Here is a 21,346-nt window from a genome sequence, read left to right as displayed (position 1 = left end):
TCATACCTCCATCTCGTGGGGGCAGGCGCAGCAACCGCCGCGATTCGCGGGCCGGTGCACTGCGAGCCGATGCGTGTGCCCTTGGATGCGCTCGTACTTCTCGGGCGTGCTGTGTCCGTCCCACTGCGCCCGCGGGTCGTCGGCGGGAACGAGCTGGACGTGGGCGAAGAGTTCGGCGTCGCGCGGGTGGATGTGCCAGCTCATCTGGTAGCCGCCGACGAGGAGGTACAGCAGCTGCCAGCCTGGTTCGTCGACGTCGGCCGCGGTGGTGATGACGGCGTTGGCGGGGTGGAGCGCGGCGAGCCAGGCGAGGAGGTGGGCGCGCTCGCGGTACGCCTGGTCACGCTCGGCCTCGGCCCGCTTGGCGCGCTCCCGTTGCTCGGCGAGCTGCTGCCACCACGGCGTCTCGACGGTCGGCGCCCCCACGCTGCGCCACTTGTCCAGCGTCACCACATCGACGGGGCCGGACTGTAGGCACGGGAGACGGCGCCCATGAACTTTGTGCACGAAGGTGGCGAGCACCTCGGTGAGTACGGCGGCATGTTGGTCGCGGTCGCGCTGTACCTCGGCGCGGATCCGGTCGGCGGTCTTCACCTCGGCGGCGAGCTGCTCCATGCGACGGTCGCGGACGCCCAGGGCGGCGGTTGCGAGGTGGTCGTGGAGATGCCCCTCGACACCCGGCACGTCGGCGTCCCATGCGGATAGCGCCTGCTTGATCGCCGCCGCGTACTGTTCGCGCAGCGCGTCGTCCAATCCGCTGTCCTGCCCTGTCCGGGCACTGTCCGCCCTGGTCGCGGGGCTGTCCGTCTCGGTGTCCACCCTGCTGTCCTGGCTGTCCGTCCGACTGTCCACCCCGGTGTCCGGCCGCGCCTCGCACTGGGCGTCGTACGTGTGTCCCTCGGAGCAGCCCGACGCGCAGGGCCGGGCGTCCGGCGCGTCCGCCCAAACGACGCGCGTGTGGCCACCGTGCCCGTGGATGGCCATGGCGTCGTCGAGGTGGCCCCAGTTGACGGTGGAGGGGCGAGGGCCGCGCCAGCGGATCGTGACGGTGCCGTCGAGCCAGAGCACGCCGTCGGCCACGACGCCGGTACCGGATACGCCCGTGACGTCGTGGTCACGCTGGAGCCAGAAGACGCGGGCTGCGTGCCCGGTGGTCCGGATCGTGTGGGCGGCGACGGCGGCGATGTTGCGCGGGTCGTCGACGATCAGACTGGTGCTCTCGGTGCGGCAGTGCTGCCAGATGGCGTCGGCTATGGCTTCCATGAGCGGGTCGCTGTCGGTCCACGGCGGGGGCGTTGTACGGCTCCGCGCGGGCCGTTCCGGAGTCGCGGTGCTTTCGGGGGCCTCCTGGCCGAGGACCGCGCAGGCGACCGCGACGGCGCGCGGGTCGGGGCCGATCTGCTCGGCGTCCTCGACCGCGTTGTCGAGCCAGTCAGCCAGCGCCCGGACTGCAGTGGGGTTCATGGCGGCAGCCAGTTCGCCGACCGGCCCACCGAGACGGGTCCGGACTTCGTCGGCGTACCAGTCGCGGCACTCGACGAGTCCGGCCTTCCAGTGCGGCTTGGCGGCGCCCGAGAGGAGACGGAGGAGGGCGGCGGTCCGGCGTAGCGGCGCGGCGCTGGGGTCGGTCATCAGGACTCCGTGAGGATCAGTTCGGCGACCTTGTGGGCCGCGCGGATGTCGGCACAGGGCATCTCGTCGCCGTCCCGCTCGCACTTGCGGTAGCCGACGGGGCCGTGGAGCAGCAGGGTGTCGACGAGCCACCAGGTGAGCGCGGCGTCGTGGGGCACGTCGCTGTCGCGGAGCTTCTCGGCGGCCTGGCGGATCTCGCCGACCATCTCGGTGTCGGTCATCGGTCGTTGGTCTCCTGGTCGGTGAGGCTGCGGAAGCGGAGGGGCGCGCTGCGGGGCGGGGGCGGGTCGTTGCGGTGCCGCCAGGCGTGCGCCCCCTGGGTCGGGTGGGCGACGAGCCACGTGATGTTCTCGGCGGAGAGGACGAGCCAGACGGTCCACCAGACGGGCCCTTGGCGGCGCGCGGCCAGGTGGTACTTCTTCCAGTTGGCCCAGTCGGAGGCGCGGCGGGCGGGGCGCCAGCGGCCGAGGGCGTACCCGGCGGTGAACAGCACGGCGGCCACGGCGAGAGCTGCCGGGAGCGTGAGCGTCATCGAGTCACCTGGATCTCGTGGAGCGGGACGCCTCCGGTGAGCTGACTGTGCAGCTCGCGGAGCCGGGCGTGGGCGTGGGTGTCGCGCAGGTTGAGGGCGCTGCGGGCGGACTGCGGGAGCGTGAACCAGCACGGGCCGCAGAGGTACTTGCCACGGCCCTTGGGGCGGCGGCAGGACGGGCACGGGGTCGTGAGCATCAGAACCGCCACCAGCCGTCGTAGCCGCCAGGGAGGTCCGGGAAGTTGGCGAGCATCGGGCGCAGCAGCTCCAGGTGCTCCTCGATCGTCTCGGGCTTCTGCGCGCCCCAGTAACGCTCGCCGTCCCAGCGGCCCTGGCAGTCGCCGCCGTACCGGCCGTCGGTGTACGCGGTGAGGAAGGCGCGGGTGTCGGCGGGCTTGCTGTCCTGAAGGTCCCGCAGAGTGCCGATGCAGGCGACGGTGATGACCCGGCGGCCTTCACCATGGCCCTTGCTGTGGCGACGGAACCAGACGGCGTTGGCCATGGCCCAGTAGCGGCCGGACTCGGTGGGTTCGCCAACTTGAAGGCTGGTCAGGTCGATGGCGTAGGGGCGGCGGGAGATGAGGAATCGGTCTTCGCGGATCATGTGGGTGGTCTCCGATGGTGGTTGGGGGTGGGGTGCCCGGGGCGGGATTCGAACCCGCACGCCCCGTGGGCGGCCGCTTTTAAGGCGGCAGCGTCTGCCTTTCCGCCACCCGGGCTCGGGGCCCGGCCGCGTGGACGACGGCCGGGCCAGGGCGGGTCAGCGCTGAGGCCGCCAGTCGGTGAGCGGCGGCGTCTGCTCGGCGAGCGGGCAAGGGGTGTCTCGGGGGCACGGTTCGTCGCGGGCCTGCTGGATGAGTTCCAGCGGTTGGCGTCCTGCGGCGAAGCTCAGTCCGTCCCATTCGGCGGCCGGGTCGCGGGCGACGATCCAGTCGGGCCCGACAGCTTCGATGCGAACGCAGTCGTAGTGGTCGCGGCCGAAGGCGCCGTAGGCGAAACCATGGATCTCGTCGCCGATGGCGAGGGGGCGGGCAGTCATTGCGTCTCCTGGGGCTGGTAGGTGTCGATGTCGGGCAGGTCGTGGATGCGCCGGCCGCGGAGGCGGTCGGGCTGGCGGGTCGGGGCGCGCCGCAGGCGCCGGGCTCGGGGCTGCGCCTCGGCGAAGAGACTGAGCTGCCCGGGGCCGGGCCCGCGGCGCGTAGTCATCGGGCGTCGCCGTCCTCGACGCGCCCCCAGCTGACGGTGCCGCGCTCGACGTGGCCGGATGCGCGGCTGGTGCCGGTGCGCTCCCCGGTCTCCTCGTCCCGGTCGGCCATGTAGTTGGTCCAGAAGGAGACGCGGGCCCGCGCTGCGCCGATGCCGCCGTACGGGCCCTCGTACTCGGTGACGGTCTTGCCGTCGCGCAGCTGCTTGGTGATGACGGCGCGGTAGACGGTGGTGCCCTTGGCCATGCCGATGGAGCGGGCCATCAGTGGTCGCTCCCCTCGGCCGGGGCGGTGTCGTGCGGGGTGGGCGGCTTCTCGATGGTCCGTACGGTGGTCGTCCGGACCACGCGCGCCGGCCAGCCCAACAGGCCGGCCTCGGCCGCGGCGTGGCGTCCCAGCGCCTCCGCGCGGTCCGCGAACTCCGGACAGTCGGTAATCCACGCACCGGTGGGGCGTTGGATCTCCACGTGCCAGGCGGTCGCGATCGGCTGCGCCTGGTCCAGAGCGCCGGGCGGGAGGACGTGGCGGGCGGTGTAGATCGCGACGGCTGCGGTGAGCGCGGCGGTGAGGTCGGTGATGCCCTCGGGGGTGCCGAGCTGTACGGGCGTGGCGCGAAGGGTCTGCTCGATGACGGCGGCGAGAGGCCGGAGCGCCTCGGCGGGGTCGGCGGCCATCAGCTGGCGTCCTCTTCGGCCTGGGCGGCGGCGAGGAACAGCGCGCCCCCGTCGCCGCTGCGGCAGTACGCCTCGCGGTGTCCGGCCGGGCGGGCGCACGGCGGGTACGTCTTGCCGCTCACGCCCTGCGTACGGCCGCAGAGCGGGACGGGCGTCAGGGCCTCGCGGAGTTCCGCCATGGCGGGCCTGACGAATCGGGTCCACGGGGTCCAGCGCGGGTCGTCCGGGTAGGGCTGGTCCAGCAGTGGGGCGACGGCTACGAGCGCGGAGGAGACTCGGCGGCGGGCGGTACGGGCGCGGTCGAGCGCGGCGCGCAGTTCATCGCGCTCGGTCCGGGCCTTGTCCAGCTCGGCCAGCAGCGCGGAGATGTCCTCCGGGGCGTGAGCGACGAACTCGGCGTCGTCCTGGGTGCGGTTGCCGACGTAGCCGAAGTCGATGACGAGTGTGTTGTCCTCGCTGACGACCAGGCGGCTCAGGGTCGGGGCGTGTGTCTCGACGTGCCACGGTCCGCTGGTCGCCGCGTTCTCGCGCTGGCGGATTCCGGCCTCGCGCTCCGGCGACCACTGGGCGAGGGCGTGCTGGTGCCAGCTGCGAGCGTCTCCACACGTGGCGCAGAGGCCCGGTGCGCGCGGCGCGTCGGGCACGAACTCGGCGCACTGCGTTGCGGGGGTGGTGGGTTCGGTCATCGGGGTGTGGCCTCCGGTGGTTGAGGGCCCGGCCGCCCGCTGGCGGCCGGGCCAGGCGGGTGGTCAGCTCGCGATCTGCAACGGCTGCGGCCTGCCAGCCGCCCGCCACCGATCGACGATCTCCCCCGGCACACGGCCGATCGGAGAGCACTCGATGCCCTGCTGCTTGGCCCAGGCGCGCACGACCGCAGGTTCGTAATCCCGCTCGACGGCCTTGCGGGGCTTCTTACGCGCGGTCGGGCGCAGCTCGTCCTCCCGGGCGCGAAGCTCAGCCAGGCGCTGCTCCAGCTGCTCGGCCTCTTCGGTGATGTGCGCCAGCTCGGTGTCGGCGGCGTGGCGGGCGCGGAGGCCGGTGAGGGCGGCGCGGGCGCGGGCGCCCTGGTCCTGGACGTCCGGGTCGGGGTGTCCGTCGGCCCAGGCGAGCAGCTGGCTGACGGGCAGTGGCTGCTCCTCGGTCTGCGGGGCGGGGGGCTCGGGCTGGTGATCGTTCGTCGTCTGCACGGCGGGTTCCTCCTTGGCGGGGAAGTTCTGGTGCGGAAGTTGCGGGGCGGGGTGGCGGGGGACGTCGGGCTGTGCCTCATCGAGGAGGCGACGGAGGGCGGCGATGGTCATGGGCCGCTGCTCTCCTCGACCAGGGCGGCGGGCTCCTCCACGAGCTGGTGGTCCGCCCGGGGTGCGCCGCAGATCTCGCCGTACGCCTCGGCGCGGCAGGGGCCGCCGTCGTCCTCGTACGTGTGGCTGGTGACTCGTGGCCGGGCGGCCGGGGCGACGTGCTCCAGCGCGTTCGCCCACGGATCGTTCGCGGACGAGTGCTCGCCGATGACCTCGACCGGGGCGATGGCGTAGGCGAGCTTGTCGGCGACGTCGTGCAGGTAGTCGCGCTCGCCGATGGTCTCGTCCAAGGCGCGGTCCAACTCGGCGGCGCGGGCGCGGGCTTCCCGGCGTCCGCGCCGGGCTGAGGCCAGGGCCAGCCGCAGTCGGGCGTTCTCCTGCTCTTCCTCCCAGCGGGCGAGGCACGCGCCGGTGCGGTCGTCCTGGGCCTGGTTCAGCTCGGCGCGGACCTGGCCCAGTTCGGCGTCCGCCACGGCCATCACCGCGTCAGTGATCCACGTGATCCATTCGTTGATCCGCTGCGCGCCCGGCTCGTCAAACAGCTCGGCGTCCTGGAGGCCGAGGCGCATGTTCGGCCCGAACGCCGCCTCGTACCGGGCGCGCCGCTCGGCGTCGGCCACCGGCACGGGCTGGCGTTCGAGGACCGTGCTGGCCGCGTCCGGCTCTTGGCAGTCGGGCGATGAGCACGTCACGTACCCGCCGCTGCCCAGGAACAGGCCCGCTGTGCCGCATGCCGGGCAGCGGCCCTGAACGAGTGGCATGCCAGCGGCCAGGGTGGCCGACGAGCCGGGGAGTTCCTTGGCGGGCGCGGCGGCGGACTGTGCCTCGTCGGCCATGCGGCGCAGCTCGTGCGCGGCGGCGTGCACGTCGCGCATGTGGTCGTCCGTGAGGTCGCGCAGCCGCTCGGACTCGTCGAGCGCGTCGGCGGCCTGGCGGAGCACGGTGGCCCGGTCGGCGCGCTCGGCCCGGAGCTGCTCGACCTGGTTCTGGAGACGTCCAGCGCCCTGCGCCGTGGCGTTCAGATGGGCGGCCCACTTGTCCCGCTCGGCCCGGACGCGGTCCAGTTCGGCGAGGACGGTACGGGTCGCGCTGTGGCCGGGCAGTCCGGCGGCCACGCGAGCACGGATATCGGCTTCGCGATCCGGCGTCAGCGGGACCGGGAAGACGTGGGGCTCGTTGTTCTGCCGGTGGCCAGCTGTCTTGATGCACTGCGCGCCGGTCGGCGAATGGACGTCGCACAGCGGGGCGGGGCTGGTGGTGTCGGTCATCGTGCTCCTCGATGTGGTGGGGTGTGGGTTGCGGCCGCCCCTGATTCGCGCAGGGGCGGCCGTCCTGCGGACGGTGGTCATGCGGTGGGGCGCTGCTCCAGCCCGTCGGTCGAGGCGTGGACCGGGCAAAAGTCGTCGCCGTCCGGGTCGCACTCCCAGCCCTCGTTGGCCACCAGGTACTGCCGGGCGACGGCCAGCCGCTCCTGGCGGGTCATGTCCTCGCTGACGAGGTAGTCCCGGGTGTCCTCGTGGCCGCAGTGGTCGCAGAACACGGTGATCTGGGACGGGTAGCGCGGGTCGTCCGGGTCGCGGAGGATCGCAGACAGGGCCTCGGGGCTGATGGATGCGGGCTGGTCGGTCATCGGGGGCCTTCGGTCGGTGTGATCGGACGGGGTGGTCACTGCTGCTCCTCGGGGAGTTCGATCCGGGCGGTGATGATCAGGCGGGTGCCGGGCGGGAAGTCCGCGGCGATGGCACGGAAACCGGGCCCGCTCTCGACGCCGCTGCTGCCCTTCTCGGCGCCCTCCGGGCCCCAGAAGAAGCCGAGCAGCCTGGGCGGGTCCCCGTGCCGGTAGCCGTCGATGTAGCTGGGGTGGAGGGTCAGGACGGCGGTGGTCTCCGGGTTGCCGGCGGACAGCACCTCGTTCGGCTTGGAGTGCCTCAAGCACTTCCAGTCGCGGCTGATGTGCTCCAGGTCGCGGCGGCTCGTGTACTCCACGAAACCGCGCTCGGCACAGCCCGCATGGGTGCAGACGCGCGTCAGAGTGCGACGACGGGACGGGCCGCTCACCGGGCCTCCCCCATCAACCGCGCCGGCCCCATGCCGAACCAGCGCGGCAAACCCGGCCGCGGCGTCTGCCCGGTATCAGCCGCCGCACAGGCGATCACCCGGAGCAGCCCGTCCCGCCGGTCACCCGGCGCACGCACACCGCTTTGCACATCGGCGAGAACGGGGCGGAGCGGGTGCGCCTGGACGACGATGCGGCCGCGGGTGGACTCCTGGCAGTGCCGGCCGCCGATGTGGAGCCAGTCGGCGAAGTCCAGCCCGGCAGCGAGCGCCAGGCGGTCGACGCGGTCGCCAAGGTCGGGGCCGCCGTCAGTCCAGGCGTACTTGACGCGGGCGCCACCGTCGGGGCGGCGGAAGACGATCCACAAGAAGGTCTCGGGGTCGTGATCGTCGAGGATGCCGTCGACGACGGCGTGCTCCACGGGCGCGGGGTCGTTCGTGGGGGTGAGCGTCGGCGGGCTGGTGGTGAAGGTGGTCATTGACCGGTCTTTCGGGTTGAGGTGCGGATGAGGGCAAGGAGCTGCCGGTCGCCACGGCGGCGGCGAGGCCATCGCATGTACTGCCAGGTGCCGAGCGGCAGACCGGCGATGGTGATCACGAGGACCATGAAGGCGATCACGTCGAGCACGACGAGCGACTCCTGTCCACGACGGCAGAGGTGATCGAGCCGGGCACGGGCGTCTTGCGGGACCCGCGGCAGCCGGTGCTCTGGCCGGGGGCGTTGTGCTCGCGGATACGGCCATCGCGGGTGATCGCGTAGTCGCGCTCGCAGGTGCGGCACACACCGCGCGGTGACCGTGACCGCGGCCGTGGCCGACGTCGCTTCACGGACCGTGTGGCGGTGCGGACTTCGAAGCCGCTGGCGATCAGCTCTTGGGCAACACGGGAGGCGATGCCGGCGGAGGTGGCCTGGGAGGAGGGGGTGATGAGCTGGTATTCCTCGACGGCGGCTCGCATGGCGGCGAAGGCGGCGGCGGGGATGGGCTGCTTCATGCGGTCTCCTCGGTGCGGTAGGTGGGGTCAGCGGCGGCCTGCTGCTGCGCGGCCCAGGCTTGGAGGCGGGCGTCGTGGCTGGGGATGGCGATCCGTCGGCCGCGGGGGCTAGTGCAGCGCTGCCAGGCGGGGGCGTGGCACCAGGGGCAGCGGATGCCGTGCTCGGGGTGGGTGGTCTGGTCGGTCATGAGGCGGCGGTCTCCTCGAAGCCGTCGTCCGGCTGGGGGACGGTGCCGGGCGGGAGGGCGGCGAGGGCGGCCCGGGAGGCGGCGAGGCGTCGCTGTATCTCTCGTTCGGTCTCGGCGCGGTCGGCGGGGTTTTCGCCGGAGTTGGTGAGGCGGCTGGCGTCGATGCGGGTGGGGTGGGCGTCGCGGCGGCGTTGGCCGCGGCCGTTGACGCAGGGCCGCCCGGCGCCAGCGGCGCAGTGGGGGCAGGGGGCGGCGAACTCGGGGCGGCGGCTGAGGGTTTCGCGGCCGACGGCGTTGAGGATCGCCCGGCCGCGGCCTTCGGCGTCGACGGCCGGGCCGCTGGTGATGGCGGCGGTGGGCGTCCGCGGCGGGAGCTGGCCGCTGGCGGCAGCGGCGAGGAGGGCGCGGCGGTTGCGGATCGACTCGGCGCCGGACTCGTTGGGGCGGCCTTCGTACATGACGTTGGCGTCAGCCAGGCGGGCGTTGCGGATCTGCTGCCGGTGGTGACGGACGTGGTGGGGTTCGAGCCAGCGGCGCTTGGTGGGGTCGAATCGGGCGGCGCCGTCGAGGGTGGTGCTGCCGTAGAAGGCGGCGACGGCGTCGAGGGTGTCTTGGTCGAGGGGGATGTCGCGGAGGGCGGCGGCCCAGGCTTTGGTGGCGACGATGCTGGGCTGGCGGTTGTCGAACGCGGCGGCGTGGGCGAGGAGCTGCTTGGCTTCGTCCGGTGTCATGGCGGGTCAGGTCTCCTCGGTGGGTAGGGCGAGCCATCCGGCGACTCGGGCGTCGGTGCCGGTGAGGGGTTGCGTGGGCTGGAACGGGACGACGTCGGCGCCGACTGCGGTGGGTAGTCCGAACTCCTGCTGGGGGGCGGGGTTGGCGGGCGCGTCGGTCAGGGCGCGCCAGGCTGGAAGGAAGTAGCTGCCGGAGCGCGGCTGGGTCCGGGCCCCCTGCCAGCTGGCTCGGGCGGAGGTGACGAGGGCGGGGATGCCGCAGCGCTGGATAAGCGCTTCGATGACGAACCACTCGGCGGGCTTGAGGTCCCATCCGACGATGAGGCGGGCGGTGGTGAGGGCGTCGACGAGTGGGCGGCAGGTGTCGGGGATTCGGGGGCGGTCGCCGATGCGCGGGAGCCCACCGTCTGAGCTAGCTGGCTTGTTCCTCTCCTCCTCTGCAAGAGGAGGAGAGGGGACGGGACGGGACGGGACGGGGTCAGCGTCACCGTGACGCCCGGTAGACGCGTCTACATCTACGTCTACATTTCCTGGGCCACTGCCTCTGGCCTGCCCGGATTCGCTTCCAAGATCTCCGCCGCGTTCGTGGTCAGCACCCGAACTCGATGCGAACTTGTCATCAACTCGATGCCAGTTGCCTTCAGATTTCGCGTCAACTCGATGCGAGTTCGGCTCCGATTCGGTGTCGGACTTCTCGCCCTCGCCGCCTGCGGATGCACCGCGCTTGCCTTCGCGCCACCGCTGCTGACGCTCGGACTTGGCCTTGCGCGCGGCGTCCGTCTCGGCCCGACTCGGGTTCTTCTCCAGGTACTGGTGGATCACGTACGAGTTGGCGTCGACTTCGGCACACGAGGGGCAGTTGTGGCCACGCTGGTGCCACAGTCCAGCGTCGACGAGCGCCTTGATCATCCGGGGGGTGCCATACATCTTGGCGACGTGCTTGGGGATCACGCCGTCGGTCACCTGCTGCGCAGCCCACGACCCGCATCGGACGTAGAGGCCGACCGCTGGGGTCCCGGCTGCGAACACCTTGGGGTGGCAGTGGAACCCATCATCGATCTTGAACCAGGACACCGAGACTTCTTTCGTGGAGCGGGGATCAGGGCATGCGGAAGAAACCCCCAGTTCAAGGCGGCTTTCGATCAACCCTGTAATGAGAATAGCGTTCGCGGTCGATATTCGCGATGGCCGATCGCGAAGAGATGCGACACGAGGTATGCGTACGCCGTTCGCGCATGCCATCCTGTTGTTCATGGATGACCTCGACGCGCGGATCGTGGCCGCGGCGAAGAAGCGCTCGCGGGCCGAAGCCGCCTTCAACAGGGCGGACGCGGACCTGCGTGAGCTGCTGGTCGAGGCCCGAGCTGTGGGCAAGGGCCCGTCGCACATGGCGAAGTTGACCGGGTTCACGCGTGAGTGGGTGGCGAAGATCGCCCCCGATCCTGCCAAGACGCGGAAGATCCGCATCGTCCGCAGCAAGTCGACGGACCAGGCGGCCGAGCCCCGCGAGTCCTGATCGCGTCATCGCGAGCCCCCTTCCGGCCGGCGCCCCCGTGGCGCTTCCGGCTGGCAGACGTGCTCGATCACGTGCGGCGTCGGGCACCCAGAACCGTGGACGGACGGCAGCACCTCCACCAGCCGCACCCCGGCCGCCGTCTCCCGCAAGCACCAGGCGAGCCGGTTCGGCGTCGTGAGCGCGGCCGCCTTCGCCGCGGTGAGCCGCAGAGCGTCCGCGATCACCGTGTAGGGCAGGCCAGCCGTCTGGCGCAGCACGGCGGCCGAGCACCGGTCACACCGCCGGTGCTCCGCTCCCGTGGCGGCCGCCCTGCTCACCGGGCCCCCGCGTCCGGCAGCAGCGTCAGCGCCCGCTCGTACTGCAACTCCAGTTCGACCAGGGCCGCCCGCGGCCGCGGGTCCTTCTCCGCCTCGGCGCGCAGCAGCGGCATGCCGGAGTCGATCCCAGCCAGGGCCTCGTCCCGGGCGGCCGGGCGACTCTCGGCGTACCAGAGGGTCTCAGTGGGATCGCCGACGTCGAAGAGCCGAAGGTGGGGCTGCATGCGCCAGGTGCGGCTGACCCAGACCAGGGCGACACCGGGGTTGCGGCAGATCATGATGCCGTCGGGGTCGGTGGTCCCCTCCGGGAGGTGGCTGTCGCGGCGCCGCATGCCCGGCGTCGTGAGGAACGGGCAGGCCCGGACGGCGTACGTGGCGCAGTCGCGGTGCGAGGGCGGTTCCGGGGAGACGCGGTTGACCGCACACATGGGGCCGATGACGAACGCGGCGTTGGCGCCGAGGTGGCCGCCGCAGAGCCAGCACAGCCGGAAGCGCACGGCGTCGTCGAGCTTGCCGGTGCCGATGACTCGGAAGTCGGGGGTGCCGTCGATCCATGCGACGAACCAGGGCACCGGATAGCCGGACCGGTTCCGGGGCAGGCGGGCGATGCGCGGCGGCGGGGTGGGGAGGGCGCGGGTCATGAGGTGAGGTCCCTCCCGCATGAGCACACGACGGTCCCCGCGCGGGCGGTGAGTTGCCGCCAGCGGTGGAAGGGGCACGGCGGGACGAGGCCGGGGCCGGGCGGGTGCTGGACGATGGCCCAGCGCGGGTTGTAGGGGCCGCCCATGGCGCGCAGGGGGAGGGTGTCGGAGCAGGCGAGGCAGCGGCCGGCCCTGCCGCCGGGCAGTTCTTCGGTCATGTCGGTGCGGGACCCGGGGCAGTTCTTCGGCGGGTTGATGTGGCGGGGGCTGAACAGGAGCTGGCGCCCGGGCGGCCCGTCTGGTTCTTGGCCGGCGCCTACGGCCTTGCCGTCGCACAGGCCGCATACGGGCTCACTGGCGGGCGGGGTGTCGCAGGAGAGGAAGGTGGCGCCCTGCACGTGGCCGGTGCACCACAGGTTGTAGACGAGGCGGCCGTTGGTGTAGCGGATGCCGGAGCGGACGCGGTGCCAGCGGGTCATGGCGCGGGTGCGGACGAACCGGGGGCCCTCGGTGAGGGGTTCGGCGTCGGTGGGGCCGTGGCTGCCGGTGATGGGTGGTAGGAGGGCGACGGGCATCCGGAGCTCCTGGTGCTGGGGCCCGGGGCGGTGGCGTGGGTGGCCCACCCCGGGCCGGTCGGCGGGGTCAGTCGTGGTCGTAGAACTCGATCTCGATGCCGTCGCGGCGGACGGTCACGCGGGCGTGGTCGCCGAACGCGTCGAGGAGCACGTCGTAGAACTCGCCACCCTCGACGGCCGCTTCGAGGGCCTTGCAGCGCTCGAAACGGGCCTGGTCCGGGCCCTCGTACCGTGCGCCGACCCTCTTGCGGGGGCCGTCGGCGTCCTCCACCCACTCGCCGCCCGTCACCTTGCCGATGCTGGGATGCGTGAACGGCTCCAGCTCGTACGTGTCCTCGACATCGCGGTCAGCGTCCGTGCGGATCCACACGCCGTGCACGTTGAAGGTGCAGGGGTCGCCGTCGTTGAAGTACGGGGTGTACTGGCGCCAGCCGAATTCGAGAATGGTCGGGTCGTCGAGGACGGCCTGAAGGATCGGCTGAAGCTCTTCGAGCGGGCGCTGCTTCTTGCGGTCCTCGCCTTGAGTGATCTCGCCCTCGACAGGGATACCGAGGAAAGAGCGGGTAGTGGTCACTGGTCGCCTCCGGGCGTGGTCATGAGCAGGTGAGAGAGCGGTACGGTCTTGCGCTGGCTGCCGGACATCCACGGCTTGATGGGCATGCCGCCGATGTAGTCCGTCGGGGACGGCAGCCAGCCGAGGTCTTCGAGGACGTGCTGCTCGGCGATGAGCCGGACCGGGACCTTGACAGTCGTGCGCGCCTTCGGGACGTCGAGGGTGACGCCGAAGATGCGCTGGCACAGCCAGATGCCCTCGGTGTGGTGGTAGAGGGAGCGGTGCCGGACGTCGCCGATGATGCGCTTGGAGCTGTCGATGAACTCGTGGATCGGGAGGTACAGCTCGGCCTCGCCGCCCCATTTGCGGGCGGAGGATTGGGCGTGGTGCCAGGAGTTCACGCGGTGGTGTCCTTCCTGGCGGAGGCGCCTGCGGCCTCGTCCTCCCACTGCTGGGCGACGTGTCGCAGCACGTAGGCCGCGGCCTGCTTGCTCAGGCCGCTCGCGGCGGCCTCGATGGAGACGCCGCCTTCGGTCTGGCCGGGGCGGATGATGACGAAGGCGAGGGCGTCGCGGCCGTCGATCGCGGTCATGGTGGCCTCGGCGTTGTCGGGCTGAGGGCTCATGTGGTGAGGTGTCCGTTCTGGTCGTAGGCGTCGGCCGCCTCAGCGGCCTGGATGGCGATGGCCTGCTCGGCGCAGACCTTGTGCGCCGGGGATCGCTTCGAGTCGCGGAGGTTGGTGTCGGCGCCGCAGTAGCGGCACGGCTTGGGCCTGGCCGCCCAGTGAGCCGAGGACCGCCAGTTGAGGAGCGGCGCCGAGCCGGTCATGCCGTCTTCTTCCGGCCGGGGCCGGTGCCCCGGCCGCGACGGCGGAGGATTTCGCGGCGCTCGTCCTCGCTCCAGCCGCCCCACACACCGTGATCGATCCGCTGCTCAATGGCCCATTGCCCGCAGATCTCCAGGACCGGGCAGCGGCGACACACGGCCTTGGCCTCCTCGATCTGCAGGAGCGCCGGGCCGGTGTTGCCGATGGGGAAGAACAGCTCGGGGTCCTCCTCATCCGCGCAGGCCCCGTGGATCTGCCAGCGGTCGTTGTCCTCGGTGTGGAGTCCGGTGATCCATAGGGTGGTCATGCGTTCGTCTCCTTGCCGAAGATGGCGGTGTACGTGGCGCGCGCCTGCTCCCTCTCGCGGGCGTCCTGGACGTGTGCCGGGTCGACGCAGCCCTCGTAGTCGCACTCCGGCCGGGCGTTGCCCTCGGCGTCGCGGCCGGTGCGGATGCGGAACGCGACGCGGTGGGCCGTGTGGAAGTGCCCGCCGTAGCGGAGTCCGGGGACGTTGTTCTTCGTCCAGTGGCCGGTCCAGCGGAGGTGCCCGCCGGCGACCGGTTCGGTGCGGGCGCGGAAGGCGGCCTCCAGGGTGGCGGCAGCCTTCGTGCCGGGCTTGGCCTTGGGCAGGCGGAGGGCGGCGCGCGTACGGGCGACGGTGCGGCTGCTGACGTGGAGCTGCTGGACGATGGCGTGGTCGGGCAGGTCCTGGTGGAGGAGTGCGGCGATGTCGGCGCGGATCTTCATGGGGCCACCGCCTGGCCGAAGAGGTCGAGCTGAGCGCCGTCCTCACCGTGTGGAGCGGGTTGGGGCTTCGGTGCCCTCTCTTCCGCAAGCTGGATGAGGCGTGCGGCGATCCACGCGGTGACCGCAACGTGCCGCATGACCTCCTGATGGAACTCGCGGAGCCACTTCTCCTTGCCCTCCCAGTACTCCGCGGCGACCAGCCACCGCCACTGCTGCTTGCCGCAGGTGCAGCACATGACTTCGTCGCCGTGGCTGCCGGTCTCGGGGTCGCGGACTTCGCAGATGACGGTCTCGACGCTGGGCCCGCACCAGCGGCAACCGCGGCCTGCCATGGCGCGGCCTGTGCTCTCGGGGATGCTCATCGGGTCACCGCCCCGAGGTCGGGCCACTGCTCGCCGGGCGCCAGTTCCCGGATGTGCAGCACGAGCTGGCCGCCCTTGACGACGTGGCCGAGACGCATGTCGGGGCCGAGGAGCCGGGTGTGGTCGTCGTCCTCCAGCAACCCGGCGTCCACGAGCCCGTCCACGGCGGCCTTGAAGGAGGGGTACCAGTTGGCGGGGTCGCGGCGGCCATTCGTGGGCGGGTGGAGCACGCCGAGGACGTGAGCCCGCTGGAACAGCGCGTCCGGCTTGGCCTCGGCGAGGGCGTCCATCAGGGTCGAGGACTCGCTGACGGCTTCCATGGCTGCGGCGCGGATGGCGGCTGTGCGTTCGGCTCGCTGCCGGTAGTGCGGGCGCTGGTTGGCGTTGAGGAGCTTGAGCCCGGTCTTGAGGGTGACGGTGTAGGTGCGAGGGGCGGGGCCCGCCCCGGCCGGAGCCGGGACGGGACGCGCGGGCGTGAAGCCGGGCAGGGTCGGGGCGGTCACGATGCGCCGCCGTTCCGCCGTGCCCGCGACCGCCGGATCTTGTTCGCGCGCTGCGAGTACTCGCGCTCAGCACGCAGGCAGTCCGCGCAGGCCGCCTCACCGCGGTACAGGTGCCGCTTGTAGCCGCCGGTCGTGCCGTGATTGGTGATCGGCGCCAGCGTCTTCCCGGCTCCGGACTGCGTCCGCTTGGCGTTGGTGTTGGCCTGGCGGCAGGCGTCGTCGATGGGCTCGTGCTTGCGCATGTGCCGCTGGTAGGCGGCCAGCGTTCCGCAGGGGGCGAGGGGCCGAGTACGGCGCGGGGCCTTGAGGCCGATGTCCTCGATGAGCTGGTCAAGCTGGGCCTCGGTCAGTTCAGGCATCGTGGCCCTCCTCGTCCGGCCAGACGATGCGGGGCTCGACGCGGACGGCGCGCCCGTCGCGGATCACGACGCGCCACAGGTCCGTGTTCTCCTCGCCCTCGCACTCCAGGCGGCCGGTGAAGGTGTGGCCGGGGAACAGGTCGAGGCAGCGCTGTACCTGTTCGACGAGACCTCGGGCGCGGTATTCGTCGATCTGTCGCATGACTAGCGCGGTGCCGGTGCGGCGGACGAGGGTTCCCTCATCGGTGTCGACGGAGGACTCATCGATGCGCAACGTCAGGTCGATGTCGACGGCGCCGTACGTCCCACGGCCGATCGGCTCGAACGGGCTGTTCTTGATTTCGTTCCAGGTCAGCGGTGGCGCAATGGTGAACTCGCCGGTGACGCGGGTGGTGTAGCTCATGCCGGGTCCCCCAGGGTGGTGTCGGTGGTGGTGAGGCCGAGGGCGTCGAGCAGCTGCTGCTCGTCCTCGGGCGAGACGGCGCGGCGCTGCACCATCGCGACGGCGTCCGCGTGCTCCTCGGCAGTGATCTCGCGGGCCGTGCACAGCGCCCCGAATCCCTTAGCGGCCATCAGCGGCCTCCTCAGCGGGCGTCTCGCATCCGCACGTCCAGCAGCGGCGGGAGCCGTCCGCGCGGACCGCGTGGTACCGGACGCGCATTTCGTCCGGGCACACGCGGGACTCGCACAGGTCCGCGGTCGTCATGAGCGCGGCGAACTCGGTGGCGTCTTGCTCCTCGAGGGCCGCCGCATCCTCGGCGGCGGTGCCGGCCGGGCGGGCCCGCAGGGCGCGCACTCGGGTCTCCACGGCCCAGGTAAGGACGGCGGCCGCGGCGACGACGGAGGCGACGGCGAGCGCGCTGATCGTGTCGGTCACCGGGCCACCTCGCTCGACTTGTCCGCATCGGCCGGCGGGGTGGTGAGCGTTCCGGCTGCGGTCACTTGCTCGCGGCACATGAAGTCGTTCGACTTCTGCTCGGCAGCGAGTTGGGCGTCCAGGTCGCGGCGGGCGCGTTCGCTCAGCTCCAGCCGCCGAAGCGCGTCGGCGCCAGCCACCCGGGCCCGGTCCGCGGCGTCGAGCGCGTCCTTCATGGCCTGGTGGGCGGTCATGGCCGCGGCCTGGTCCTCGGCGCCCTCGCGCCGGTAGCGGGCACAGGCTCGGAGCACACGGTCGAGGCGGGCGCGCAGCTGCTTGGCCTGCTTGCCGCGCACGGCGCGGGTCAGCTCCAGCCGGTCCGACAGCTCGTCGTTACGCCCGGCGAGCCGGATTACAGCGGCGCGGGATTCGGCCAGCTCGGCCCGTAGCTCAGTGCGCTGCTCGGCGAGTTCGGCGACGCGGGCCTGCAGCTCGGTGATGCGGCGCTTCCAGGGGTGCCACATCAGCGGTCACCCGCTTCGGCCTGGTGCGGCACCAGCGGCCACTCCGGCGCGCAGTACGCGTTCGGGTTCGTCTTGCGGTGGTGTTCCTGGAGTGAGGCGGCCTGCGCGGCGGCCCACTCGACCTGTGCGGCGTGCAGCTCGTCGAGCGTCATGGCGGCCAGCCGCTCGTACCGCTGGCCCTGGCGCCACGCGACCCGGCACGCGGCGATCGCGTCAGCGTCGGCCGAGTGCGCGCCGTCGAGCCGCACCTCGTAGTGCTGGCACAGGTGGGTGAGTGTCCGCTTCCCGGGACGGTAGCGGTCCATCTGTTTGTCGATCACGAACGGGTCGACCACCCGCAGGTCGTCGCCGAGGCGTTCGGTCAGCGGCGTCATTCCGTACCGGCGGGCCTCGCGGTCCAACACGGTCACGTCATAGCGGGCGTTCATCGCCACGATCGGCACGCCGGACAGCACCACCTGCGACAGAGCGGCGAGCAGGGTTTCGACGACCTCGCGCAGGTCGGCGCCCTCCGCGCGGGCCCGCTCTGTGGTCACGCCGTGAATGCGGGCGGCCTCGGCGGGGATCTCCTCGCCGTCCACGTCGGACAGCCAGTTCGCGGACTGGGTGGGCTGGTTGCCGCCGACCTGGACGACGCACGCGGTGACGATGCGCGCGGTCTCCGGGTCGAGGCCGGTGGTCTCCAGGTCGTAGCCGCACATGCGGTTCAGGTGCCAGCTCATCGCCGTGCCCCCGATCCGGGCTGCGCGGCCGCCGGCCACTCCGACGAACCAGGCTCACCTTGCTCACTGGCCGGAGCGGGCGCGGGAGCTGCCGCCTGCTGGTGAATCTCATCGACCGTCACCCGCGGCAGCGGGAATTCGTCGTCCGCCGTCACCTCACCGCGGTTGATCGACTGGAACGCCACCAGCAGCTGAGCGACGTCGTGCTCCGTCCACTTCCCCGACGGACGCCCGAGCTTCGTCTCGATGCGGTCCTGCGTGACGCCGATCCCCTCGAACGCGCGGATGGCGTCTGCGATCCGCTGAGGGAGCGGCTTGCCTCCGCCGTCCTGGAGGGTCTTGTTGCAGAGCTGCTTGGCCTCCTCGACGAACCAGGGCGGGAGGATCGCGAAGATGGCCTCACGGACGCGGCGGGCACCGTTGTTGGCGTTGTTCTCGTAGATGTCCCGCATGTCGGTGAGCTGCTTCGGCCCGGTCTTCTGGTCCCTCTTGTGCGGGACGATGAAGGTGGAGGAGTTGCGGGAGTTCTTCTCCACGTCCCAGGCGAACGCCTGCATCTCGGACTGCCCGAACTCGTCGTCGCGGCGCATCTCCACCAGGCCGTACTGGATGTTGCCCCAGCAGCGGGCGAGTTCCCGTGCGAGGTGGACGGAGGCGCCGGTGATGGTCCCCTGCCCACGGGAGTAGCGGAAGAACGCCCGCTCGGCGAGGAACGGCTGGGTGCAGGACTGACGCATCTCAGCGATGGCGGCGTTGATGTCGCGCGGGCACTGCTGGGCGACGACGATCGCGGCCTGCACCTCGGCGACGGCGCGGGACTGCTCGACGGCGGTGCCCTGCCCGATGCGGGCCGGGGCTGCGGCCGGGCTCATGCGCTGCTCGGCGGGGTAGTTCACAGGTACTCCTCGGTGTCACGGATGGCCGCCCACGCGGGCAGGGAGAGGTAGGCGATCTCGTCGCTGTAGCCGGGCCAGACGCCCGACTCGGTGCACTCGGCGAAGACTTCGAGTGCGCGCCGGTTGCGGGCGGCGCCGATCCGGCGGGCCTCGGCGTCCATCTCCACGACCGTCACCACGTAGGGGGCGGTCTTCTCCTGGCAGACGAAGACGAACGCCGCGGTGTCGTCGGCGAGGTCGAGCGCGCGGGCCGCGGCCCGGTACCAGTCGTCTTGCTGGTGGTAGCCGAGCTCCTGCACCGCGCGAGCCAGGGCCTGCGGCTCGGCCGAGCGGCACGTCTTGTAGTCGGGGATGATGAGCCGCCCGCTGCGGGGGTCGGGCAGCCAGTCGAAGCGGGCCCGTCGCATGACGCCGGTGGGGCGGTCGCGCCAGAACAGGGACTGCTCCGGCTTGCCTCGGGCCGGGTCAAACAGGGCGGATGCGACCGGGTGGCGGCGCAGGGCGTCGGCCATGTCGTGGACCTGCTGGTACTCGGCAGGCTTGAGCGGGATGCCGCCCTGGTCGCGGATCGCCGCGACCTCTGCTTTGACGGCGTTCGTCGTCCACTTCTCCGCGTCGACCCGTACGAGGTCGGGGCCTTCGCCGAGGACGAGCCGATGCGCGGCGTTGCCGAGCTCGAAGGTCTTCTTCGGTTCCTGCGGGGTGTCCTGCGCGTGCCGGAACAGGGCGGGGCAGGACGGCGGGAGGAGCATGCGGGCGCCGCTGGACGAGAGGCTGCCGCAGTCGGCGTGGTAGTCCTCGTTGGACAGCTGGTAGATGCCGGGTTCGGTGATCTGCTCGGCGGTTTGGCGCTGTGCGACGGTGGCCATCAGGCGTCGCCTCCGGTCTCGCGGTAGGTGTAGAAGCGGCGCGGGGTGCCGTCGCCGTGCCGGTCCAGGTGGCCGTCCCGGTGCAGGTCCGCGAGGAAGCGGCGGCACGACATCCGGAGGACGTGGGTGCCGGTGGCCTGATGCCAGGCGCGCTTCAGGCGGCCGACGGTCCACTCGCCGCCCTCTCCGCGGATCACCTCCAGCAGGGACTGCCTGACGCGCCGGACCGGGTGGACGGGGTTGGGGTCGCTGCCGAGCCGGTAGACGCGGCCCGCCTCCGTGTCGTGGGGCACGAGGTAGGCACGTCGGGCGAGGTCCCTCAGGTCGCGGCGGGCAGTGCTCCGGGCGGCGGTGCGCCACGGCGACACCGCGTAGATCTGCAGGGCCAGGCCGGTGGTGAGGGGCGTGCCGGTGTGGCGTGCGACGGCGAGGAGATAGTTGCGGCGGACCTCGGCGCCCGTGAACTTGCCGCCCGGTGTGGGCCGGTGGCCGGCGGCCGGGACCGAAGCCCCGGCCTGCACGGTGTCGGTCATGTGCGGTTCCCCTTGAGGAGGCGGGCGATCAGGCCGCGCTTGGGCTGGTAGTCGAAGTGGGCCCGGTCGCGCAGTTCGCCGCGGTCGCGGCCACGGCCGTCGTTCCGCGGGCGGATCCAGTAGCGCTTGCCGAACGTGTCGCTGGGCTCGCGGTTCGTCATCGCTCCTCACCGCCCGCGTGGTTGACCCGGAACGCGCGGTCGTGCCCGGGCATCGGCAGCAGCTGCTTGCGCTCGGCCAGCGCATCGAGGCGCTGGCGGGCCACGGACCGCTGATCGGTGCCGAGCGGGGCGGGCAGGTCCATGACGCGGCGGGTGGTCCACACGCCGCCCTGGTCGCGCATGACGGAGTAGAGGGCGTCGAGGAGGTCGATGGTCTTCACTCGTCGGCCTCCTCGACGTACTCGGAGGCGACCGTCACCTCGGTCACGAGGTAGCCGGTGGGGCTCTCCTCGCCGTCGACCGTGGCGACCAGCTCGGCGACGCCGTCCTCCTCGTCCTCGATCCAGTCGAGGGAGGCGGTCGGCTGCTCGCGGCGGACGTGAGCCTCGCAGTGGGCACGGGCCGCCGTGGGGTTGGTGTAGGTGCCGAGCGGGTCTTTCTCGTGCTCGTACGCGGCGTGATAGATGATCAGCTCGGTGGGCTGGCCGGACCCGGCCCTGGTGGTGACGTGCTCGCTGTCGGTGATGTCGGTCCAACAGGAGGGCCACTCGTCCGAGGGCTCGGCGTACGGCGACCACGCCTCAGACTCGGCGGTACGGATCCAGCCGAACGCCATGCGCTTGCCGGTGTTGGGACGCTGCGTGATGTGCTCGACGCGGAACAGCGTGAGCAGCTCGGGAGCGGTGAAGCCGCTGGCGTCGTAGGCGTAGGTGCGGCCGGGCTGGAAGAAGTCGGCGGGCTGGGTGATCTCGCCCCCGGTGGGGGTGACCTTCCCGAGCCGGTCGGCCTTCTCCCGCAGCCAGACGGCGACATCCTCATGGGCATCACAGCTCGCGCACGGACGAGGTCCGCTGCAGCCCTCGTTCATCGCATCGACCGTGTCGGCCGTCTCGCGCAGCACCTCGGCATCACGGGCGGCGCGAGGGGCGCGCAGCCGGTCCACCTCAGCAGCCAGCGTCCGGCCGATCTCGGCGAGCGTGCTCTCCGCTGCACTGTTGCCGTACGAAGCCGTGGACCACGTCGGGGCGGGGCGCTCCTGGTACTGGCGCAGTCGGGTCAACGCTTCCTGCACGGTCAT

The 21,346-nt window shown here is 72.0% G+C and carries 44 protein-coding genes and 1 tRNA gene; 1 reads left to right on the top strand and 44 read right to left on the bottom strand.

Annotated features, from left to right (window positions below; genetic code table 11):
- The 21 genes from ABZ562_RS07530 to ABZ562_RS07430 form a co-directional block, all read right to left on the bottom strand.
- A complete protein-coding gene (locus ABZ562_RS07530; protein ID WP_361475234.1) occupies window positions 1-1,632 on the bottom strand; it encodes a hypothetical protein in 1,632 nt (543 codons plus the stop codon).
- Entirely contained in the window at window positions 1,632-1,853 is a 222-nt protein-coding gene (locus tag ABZ562_RS07525) for a hypothetical protein (RefSeq protein WP_361475232.1), read from the bottom strand. The genes ABZ562_RS07530 and ABZ562_RS07525 overlap by 1 nt, the downstream gene beginning before the upstream one ends.
- Window positions 1,850-2,164 (bottom strand): hypothetical protein, encoded by a 315-nt coding sequence (locus tag ABZ562_RS07520; RefSeq protein ID WP_361475230.1) that lies wholly within the window; start codon window positions 2,162-2,164, stop codon window positions 1,850-1,852. Before ABZ562_RS07520 ends, ABZ562_RS07525 begins: the two co-directional genes overlap by 4 nt.
- Window positions 2,161-2,361 (bottom strand): hypothetical protein, encoded by a 201-nt coding sequence (locus ABZ562_RS07515; protein WP_361475228.1) that lies wholly within the window; start codon window positions 2,359-2,361, stop codon window positions 2,161-2,163. Before ABZ562_RS07515 ends, ABZ562_RS07520 begins: the two co-directional genes overlap by 4 nt.
- Window positions 2,361-2,768, bottom strand: coding sequence for a hypothetical protein (locus ABZ562_RS07510; protein WP_361475226.1), 408 nt, complete (start codon window positions 2,766-2,768; stop codon window positions 2,361-2,363). The genes ABZ562_RS07515 and ABZ562_RS07510 overlap by 1 nt, the downstream gene beginning before the upstream one ends.
- Before the next feature lie 33 nt (window positions 2,769-2,801).
- Window positions 2,802-2,883: transfer RNA gene (locus ABZ562_RS07505), tRNA-Leu, on the bottom strand.
- A 41-nt stretch (window positions 2,884-2,924) separates the two neighbouring features.
- Entirely contained in the window at window positions 2,925-3,203 is a 279-nt protein-coding gene (locus tag ABZ562_RS07500; RefSeq protein ID WP_361475224.1) for a hypothetical protein, read from the bottom strand.
- Entirely contained in the window at window positions 3,200-3,370 is a 171-nt protein-coding gene (locus ABZ562_RS07495; protein WP_361475222.1) for a hypothetical protein, read from the bottom strand. Before ABZ562_RS07495 ends, ABZ562_RS07500 begins: the two co-directional genes overlap by 4 nt.
- Window positions 3,367-3,633, bottom strand: coding sequence for a hypothetical protein (locus tag ABZ562_RS07490; protein WP_361475220.1), 267 nt, complete (start codon window positions 3,631-3,633; stop codon window positions 3,367-3,369). The genes ABZ562_RS07495 and ABZ562_RS07490 overlap by 4 nt, the downstream gene beginning before the upstream one ends.
- The gene (locus tag ABZ562_RS07485; RefSeq protein WP_361475218.1) at window positions 3,633-4,043 is read right to left on the bottom strand and encodes a hypothetical protein; all 411 of its coding nucleotides are present in this window, start codon (window positions 4,041-4,043) and stop codon (window positions 3,633-3,635) included. The genes ABZ562_RS07490 and ABZ562_RS07485 overlap by 1 nt, the downstream gene beginning before the upstream one ends.
- Window positions 4,043-4,729: a hypothetical protein gene (locus ABZ562_RS07480; RefSeq protein WP_361475216.1), complete on the bottom strand. Its 687-nt coding sequence runs from the start codon at window positions 4,727-4,729 to the stop codon at window positions 4,043-4,045. The genes ABZ562_RS07485 and ABZ562_RS07480 overlap by 1 nt, the downstream gene beginning before the upstream one ends.
- Window positions 4,730-4,792: 63 nt before the next feature.
- Window positions 4,793-5,341, bottom strand: coding sequence for a histone-like nucleoid-structuring protein Lsr2 (locus ABZ562_RS07475; RefSeq protein ID WP_361475214.1), 549 nt, complete (start codon window positions 5,339-5,341; stop codon window positions 4,793-4,795).
- Window positions 5,338-6,609, bottom strand: coding sequence for a hypothetical protein (locus ABZ562_RS07470; RefSeq protein ID WP_361475212.1), 1,272 nt, complete (start codon window positions 6,607-6,609; stop codon window positions 5,338-5,340). The genes ABZ562_RS07475 and ABZ562_RS07470 overlap by 4 nt, the downstream gene beginning before the upstream one ends.
- A 77-nt stretch (window positions 6,610-6,686) precedes the next feature.
- Entirely contained in the window at window positions 6,687-7,010 is a 324-nt protein-coding gene (locus ABZ562_RS07465) for a hypothetical protein (RefSeq protein ID WP_361475210.1), read from the bottom strand.
- Window positions 7,007-7,399 carry a hypothetical protein gene (locus tag ABZ562_RS07460; protein WP_361475208.1) on the bottom strand — a complete coding sequence of 131 codons (393 nt, stop codon included), beginning with the start codon at window positions 7,397-7,399 and terminating at the stop codon, window positions 7,007-7,009. Before ABZ562_RS07460 ends, ABZ562_RS07465 begins: the two co-directional genes overlap by 4 nt.
- Complete coding sequence (locus ABZ562_RS07455) at window positions 7,396-7,875, bottom strand: hypothetical protein (RefSeq protein ID WP_361475206.1); 480 nt, start codon at window positions 7,873-7,875, stop codon at window positions 7,396-7,398. The genes ABZ562_RS07460 and ABZ562_RS07455 overlap by 4 nt, the downstream gene beginning before the upstream one ends.
- On the bottom strand, window positions 7,872-8,024 hold the full coding sequence (locus ABZ562_RS07450; RefSeq protein WP_361475204.1) for a hypothetical protein: 153 nt from the start codon (window positions 8,022-8,024) through the stop codon (window positions 7,872-7,874). The genes ABZ562_RS07455 and ABZ562_RS07450 overlap by 4 nt, the downstream gene beginning before the upstream one ends.
- On the bottom strand, window positions 8,012-8,389 hold the full coding sequence (locus tag ABZ562_RS07445; RefSeq protein ID WP_361475202.1) for a hypothetical protein: 378 nt from the start codon (window positions 8,387-8,389) through the stop codon (window positions 8,012-8,014). The genes ABZ562_RS07450 and ABZ562_RS07445 overlap by 13 nt, the downstream gene beginning before the upstream one ends.
- Complete coding sequence (locus tag ABZ562_RS07440) at window positions 8,386-8,577, bottom strand: hypothetical protein (protein ID WP_361475200.1); 192 nt, start codon at window positions 8,575-8,577, stop codon at window positions 8,386-8,388. The genes ABZ562_RS07445 and ABZ562_RS07440 overlap by 4 nt, the downstream gene beginning before the upstream one ends.
- Window positions 8,574-9,308 (bottom strand): hypothetical protein, encoded by a 735-nt coding sequence (locus ABZ562_RS07435; protein WP_361475198.1) that lies wholly within the window; start codon window positions 9,306-9,308, stop codon window positions 8,574-8,576. Before ABZ562_RS07435 ends, ABZ562_RS07440 begins: the two co-directional genes overlap by 4 nt.
- Before the next feature lie 6 nt (window positions 9,309-9,314).
- Complete coding sequence (locus ABZ562_RS07430; protein WP_361475196.1) at window positions 9,315-10,382, bottom strand: hypothetical protein; 1,068 nt, start codon at window positions 10,380-10,382, stop codon at window positions 9,315-9,317.
- 178 nt (window positions 10,383-10,560) lie between these two features.
- Here ABZ562_RS07430 and ABZ562_RS07425 point away from each other — a divergent pair, with 178 nt between their 5' ends.
- Window positions 10,561-10,824, top strand: coding sequence for a hypothetical protein (locus tag ABZ562_RS07425; RefSeq protein WP_361475194.1), 264 nt, complete (start codon window positions 10,561-10,563; stop codon window positions 10,822-10,824).
- Window positions 10,825-10,829: 5 nt separating this feature from the next.
- Here the strand turns inward: ABZ562_RS07425 and ABZ562_RS07420 are convergent, their stop codons facing one another.
- The 23 genes from ABZ562_RS07420 to ABZ562_RS07310 all read right to left on the bottom strand — a co-directional run bounded on the left by ABZ562_RS07420 (window position 10,830) and on the right by ABZ562_RS07310 (window position 21,346).
- Entirely contained in the window at window positions 10,830-11,141 is a 312-nt protein-coding gene (locus tag ABZ562_RS07420; protein WP_361475192.1) for a hypothetical protein, read from the bottom strand.
- A complete protein-coding gene (locus ABZ562_RS07415; RefSeq protein ID WP_361475190.1) occupies window positions 11,138-11,782 on the bottom strand; it encodes a hypothetical protein in 645 nt (214 codons plus the stop codon). The genes ABZ562_RS07420 and ABZ562_RS07415 overlap by 4 nt, the downstream gene beginning before the upstream one ends.
- Entirely contained in the window at window positions 11,779-12,357 is a 579-nt protein-coding gene (locus ABZ562_RS07410) for a hypothetical protein (RefSeq protein ID WP_361475188.1), read from the bottom strand. Before ABZ562_RS07410 ends, ABZ562_RS07415 begins: the two co-directional genes overlap by 4 nt.
- 67 nt (window positions 12,358-12,424) lie before the next feature.
- On the bottom strand, window positions 12,425-12,931 hold the full coding sequence (locus ABZ562_RS07405; RefSeq protein ID WP_361475186.1) for a hypothetical protein: 507 nt from the start codon (window positions 12,929-12,931) through the stop codon (window positions 12,425-12,427).
- Entirely contained in the window at window positions 12,928-13,311 is a 384-nt protein-coding gene (locus ABZ562_RS07400; RefSeq protein WP_361475184.1) for a hypothetical protein, read from the bottom strand. Before ABZ562_RS07400 ends, ABZ562_RS07405 begins: the two co-directional genes overlap by 4 nt.
- The gene (locus ABZ562_RS07395; RefSeq protein ID WP_361475182.1) at window positions 13,308-13,535 is read right to left on the bottom strand and encodes a hypothetical protein; all 228 of its coding nucleotides are present in this window, start codon (window positions 13,533-13,535) and stop codon (window positions 13,308-13,310) included. Before ABZ562_RS07395 ends, ABZ562_RS07400 begins: the two co-directional genes overlap by 4 nt.
- Complete coding sequence (locus ABZ562_RS07390) at window positions 13,532-13,738, bottom strand: hypothetical protein (RefSeq protein WP_361475180.1); 207 nt, start codon at window positions 13,736-13,738, stop codon at window positions 13,532-13,534. The genes ABZ562_RS07395 and ABZ562_RS07390 overlap by 4 nt, the downstream gene beginning before the upstream one ends.
- The gene (locus ABZ562_RS07385) at window positions 13,735-14,043 is read right to left on the bottom strand and encodes a WhiB family transcriptional regulator (RefSeq protein WP_361475178.1); all 309 of its coding nucleotides are present in this window, start codon (window positions 14,041-14,043) and stop codon (window positions 13,735-13,737) included. The genes ABZ562_RS07390 and ABZ562_RS07385 overlap by 4 nt, the downstream gene beginning before the upstream one ends.
- Complete coding sequence (locus ABZ562_RS07380; protein WP_361475176.1) at window positions 14,040-14,483, bottom strand: hypothetical protein; 444 nt, start codon at window positions 14,481-14,483, stop codon at window positions 14,040-14,042. The genes ABZ562_RS07385 and ABZ562_RS07380 overlap by 4 nt, the downstream gene beginning before the upstream one ends.
- The gene (locus tag ABZ562_RS07375) at window positions 14,480-14,845 is read right to left on the bottom strand and encodes a hypothetical protein (RefSeq protein ID WP_361475174.1); all 366 of its coding nucleotides are present in this window, start codon (window positions 14,843-14,845) and stop codon (window positions 14,480-14,482) included. Before ABZ562_RS07375 ends, ABZ562_RS07380 begins: the two co-directional genes overlap by 4 nt.
- Window positions 14,842-15,348 carry a hypothetical protein gene (locus ABZ562_RS07370; protein ID WP_361475172.1) on the bottom strand — a complete coding sequence of 169 codons (507 nt, stop codon included), beginning with the start codon at window positions 15,346-15,348 and terminating at the stop codon, window positions 14,842-14,844. Before ABZ562_RS07370 ends, ABZ562_RS07375 begins: the two co-directional genes overlap by 4 nt.
- The gene (locus ABZ562_RS07365) at window positions 15,345-15,707 is read right to left on the bottom strand and encodes a hypothetical protein (RefSeq protein ID WP_361475170.1); all 363 of its coding nucleotides are present in this window, start codon (window positions 15,705-15,707) and stop codon (window positions 15,345-15,347) included. Before ABZ562_RS07365 ends, ABZ562_RS07370 begins: the two co-directional genes overlap by 4 nt.
- The gene (locus ABZ562_RS07360) at window positions 15,700-16,110 is read right to left on the bottom strand and encodes a DUF6205 family protein (protein WP_361475168.1); all 411 of its coding nucleotides are present in this window, start codon (window positions 16,108-16,110) and stop codon (window positions 15,700-15,702) included. The genes ABZ562_RS07365 and ABZ562_RS07360 overlap by 8 nt, the downstream gene beginning before the upstream one ends.
- The gene (locus ABZ562_RS07355) at window positions 16,107-16,280 is read right to left on the bottom strand and encodes a hypothetical protein (protein ID WP_361475166.1); all 174 of its coding nucleotides are present in this window, start codon (window positions 16,278-16,280) and stop codon (window positions 16,107-16,109) included. Before ABZ562_RS07355 ends, ABZ562_RS07360 begins: the two co-directional genes overlap by 4 nt.
- Window positions 16,270-16,584 carry a hypothetical protein gene (locus ABZ562_RS07350; RefSeq protein WP_361475164.1) on the bottom strand — a complete coding sequence of 105 codons (315 nt, stop codon included), beginning with the start codon at window positions 16,582-16,584 and terminating at the stop codon, window positions 16,270-16,272. The genes ABZ562_RS07355 and ABZ562_RS07350 overlap by 11 nt, the downstream gene beginning before the upstream one ends.
- Entirely contained in the window at window positions 16,581-17,087 is a 507-nt protein-coding gene (locus ABZ562_RS07345) for a hypothetical protein (RefSeq protein WP_361475162.1), read from the bottom strand. Before ABZ562_RS07345 ends, ABZ562_RS07350 begins: the two co-directional genes overlap by 4 nt.
- Window positions 17,087-17,809 carry an exonuclease domain-containing protein gene (locus tag ABZ562_RS07340; protein WP_361475160.1) on the bottom strand — a complete coding sequence of 241 codons (723 nt, stop codon included), beginning with the start codon at window positions 17,807-17,809 and terminating at the stop codon, window positions 17,087-17,089. The genes ABZ562_RS07345 and ABZ562_RS07340 overlap by 1 nt, the downstream gene beginning before the upstream one ends.
- Window positions 17,806-18,705: a hypothetical protein gene (locus tag ABZ562_RS07335; RefSeq protein WP_361475158.1), complete on the bottom strand. Its 900-nt coding sequence runs from the start codon at window positions 18,703-18,705 to the stop codon at window positions 17,806-17,808. The genes ABZ562_RS07340 and ABZ562_RS07335 overlap by 4 nt, the downstream gene beginning before the upstream one ends.
- Complete coding sequence (locus tag ABZ562_RS07330) at window positions 18,702-19,574, bottom strand: PD-(D/E)XK nuclease-like domain-containing protein (protein WP_361475156.1); 873 nt, start codon at window positions 19,572-19,574, stop codon at window positions 18,702-18,704. The genes ABZ562_RS07335 and ABZ562_RS07330 overlap by 4 nt, the downstream gene beginning before the upstream one ends.
- Complete coding sequence (locus ABZ562_RS07325; protein WP_361475154.1) at window positions 19,574-20,107, bottom strand: hypothetical protein; 534 nt, start codon at window positions 20,105-20,107, stop codon at window positions 19,574-19,576. The genes ABZ562_RS07330 and ABZ562_RS07325 overlap by 1 nt, the downstream gene beginning before the upstream one ends.
- Complete coding sequence (locus ABZ562_RS07320; RefSeq protein WP_361475152.1) at window positions 20,104-20,268, bottom strand: hypothetical protein; 165 nt, start codon at window positions 20,266-20,268, stop codon at window positions 20,104-20,106. The genes ABZ562_RS07325 and ABZ562_RS07320 overlap by 4 nt, the downstream gene beginning before the upstream one ends.
- Window positions 20,265-20,489, bottom strand: a complete 225-nt coding sequence (locus tag ABZ562_RS07315; RefSeq protein WP_361475151.1) for a hypothetical protein — start codon at window positions 20,487-20,489, stop codon at window positions 20,265-20,267. Before ABZ562_RS07315 ends, ABZ562_RS07320 begins: the two co-directional genes overlap by 4 nt.
- Window positions 20,486-21,346, bottom strand: coding sequence for a hypothetical protein (locus ABZ562_RS07310; RefSeq protein ID WP_361475149.1), 861 nt, complete (start codon window positions 21,344-21,346; stop codon window positions 20,486-20,488). Before ABZ562_RS07310 ends, ABZ562_RS07315 begins: the two co-directional genes overlap by 4 nt.

Origin of the sequence: Streptomyces sp. NPDC019937, from assembly GCF_040631655.1 — a bacterium.
In the GTDB taxonomy this organism is placed as follows: Bacteria; Actinomycetota; Actinomycetes; order Streptomycetales; family Streptomycetaceae; genus Streptomyces.
This window is presented reverse-complemented; position numbering and strand designations above follow the sequence as displayed.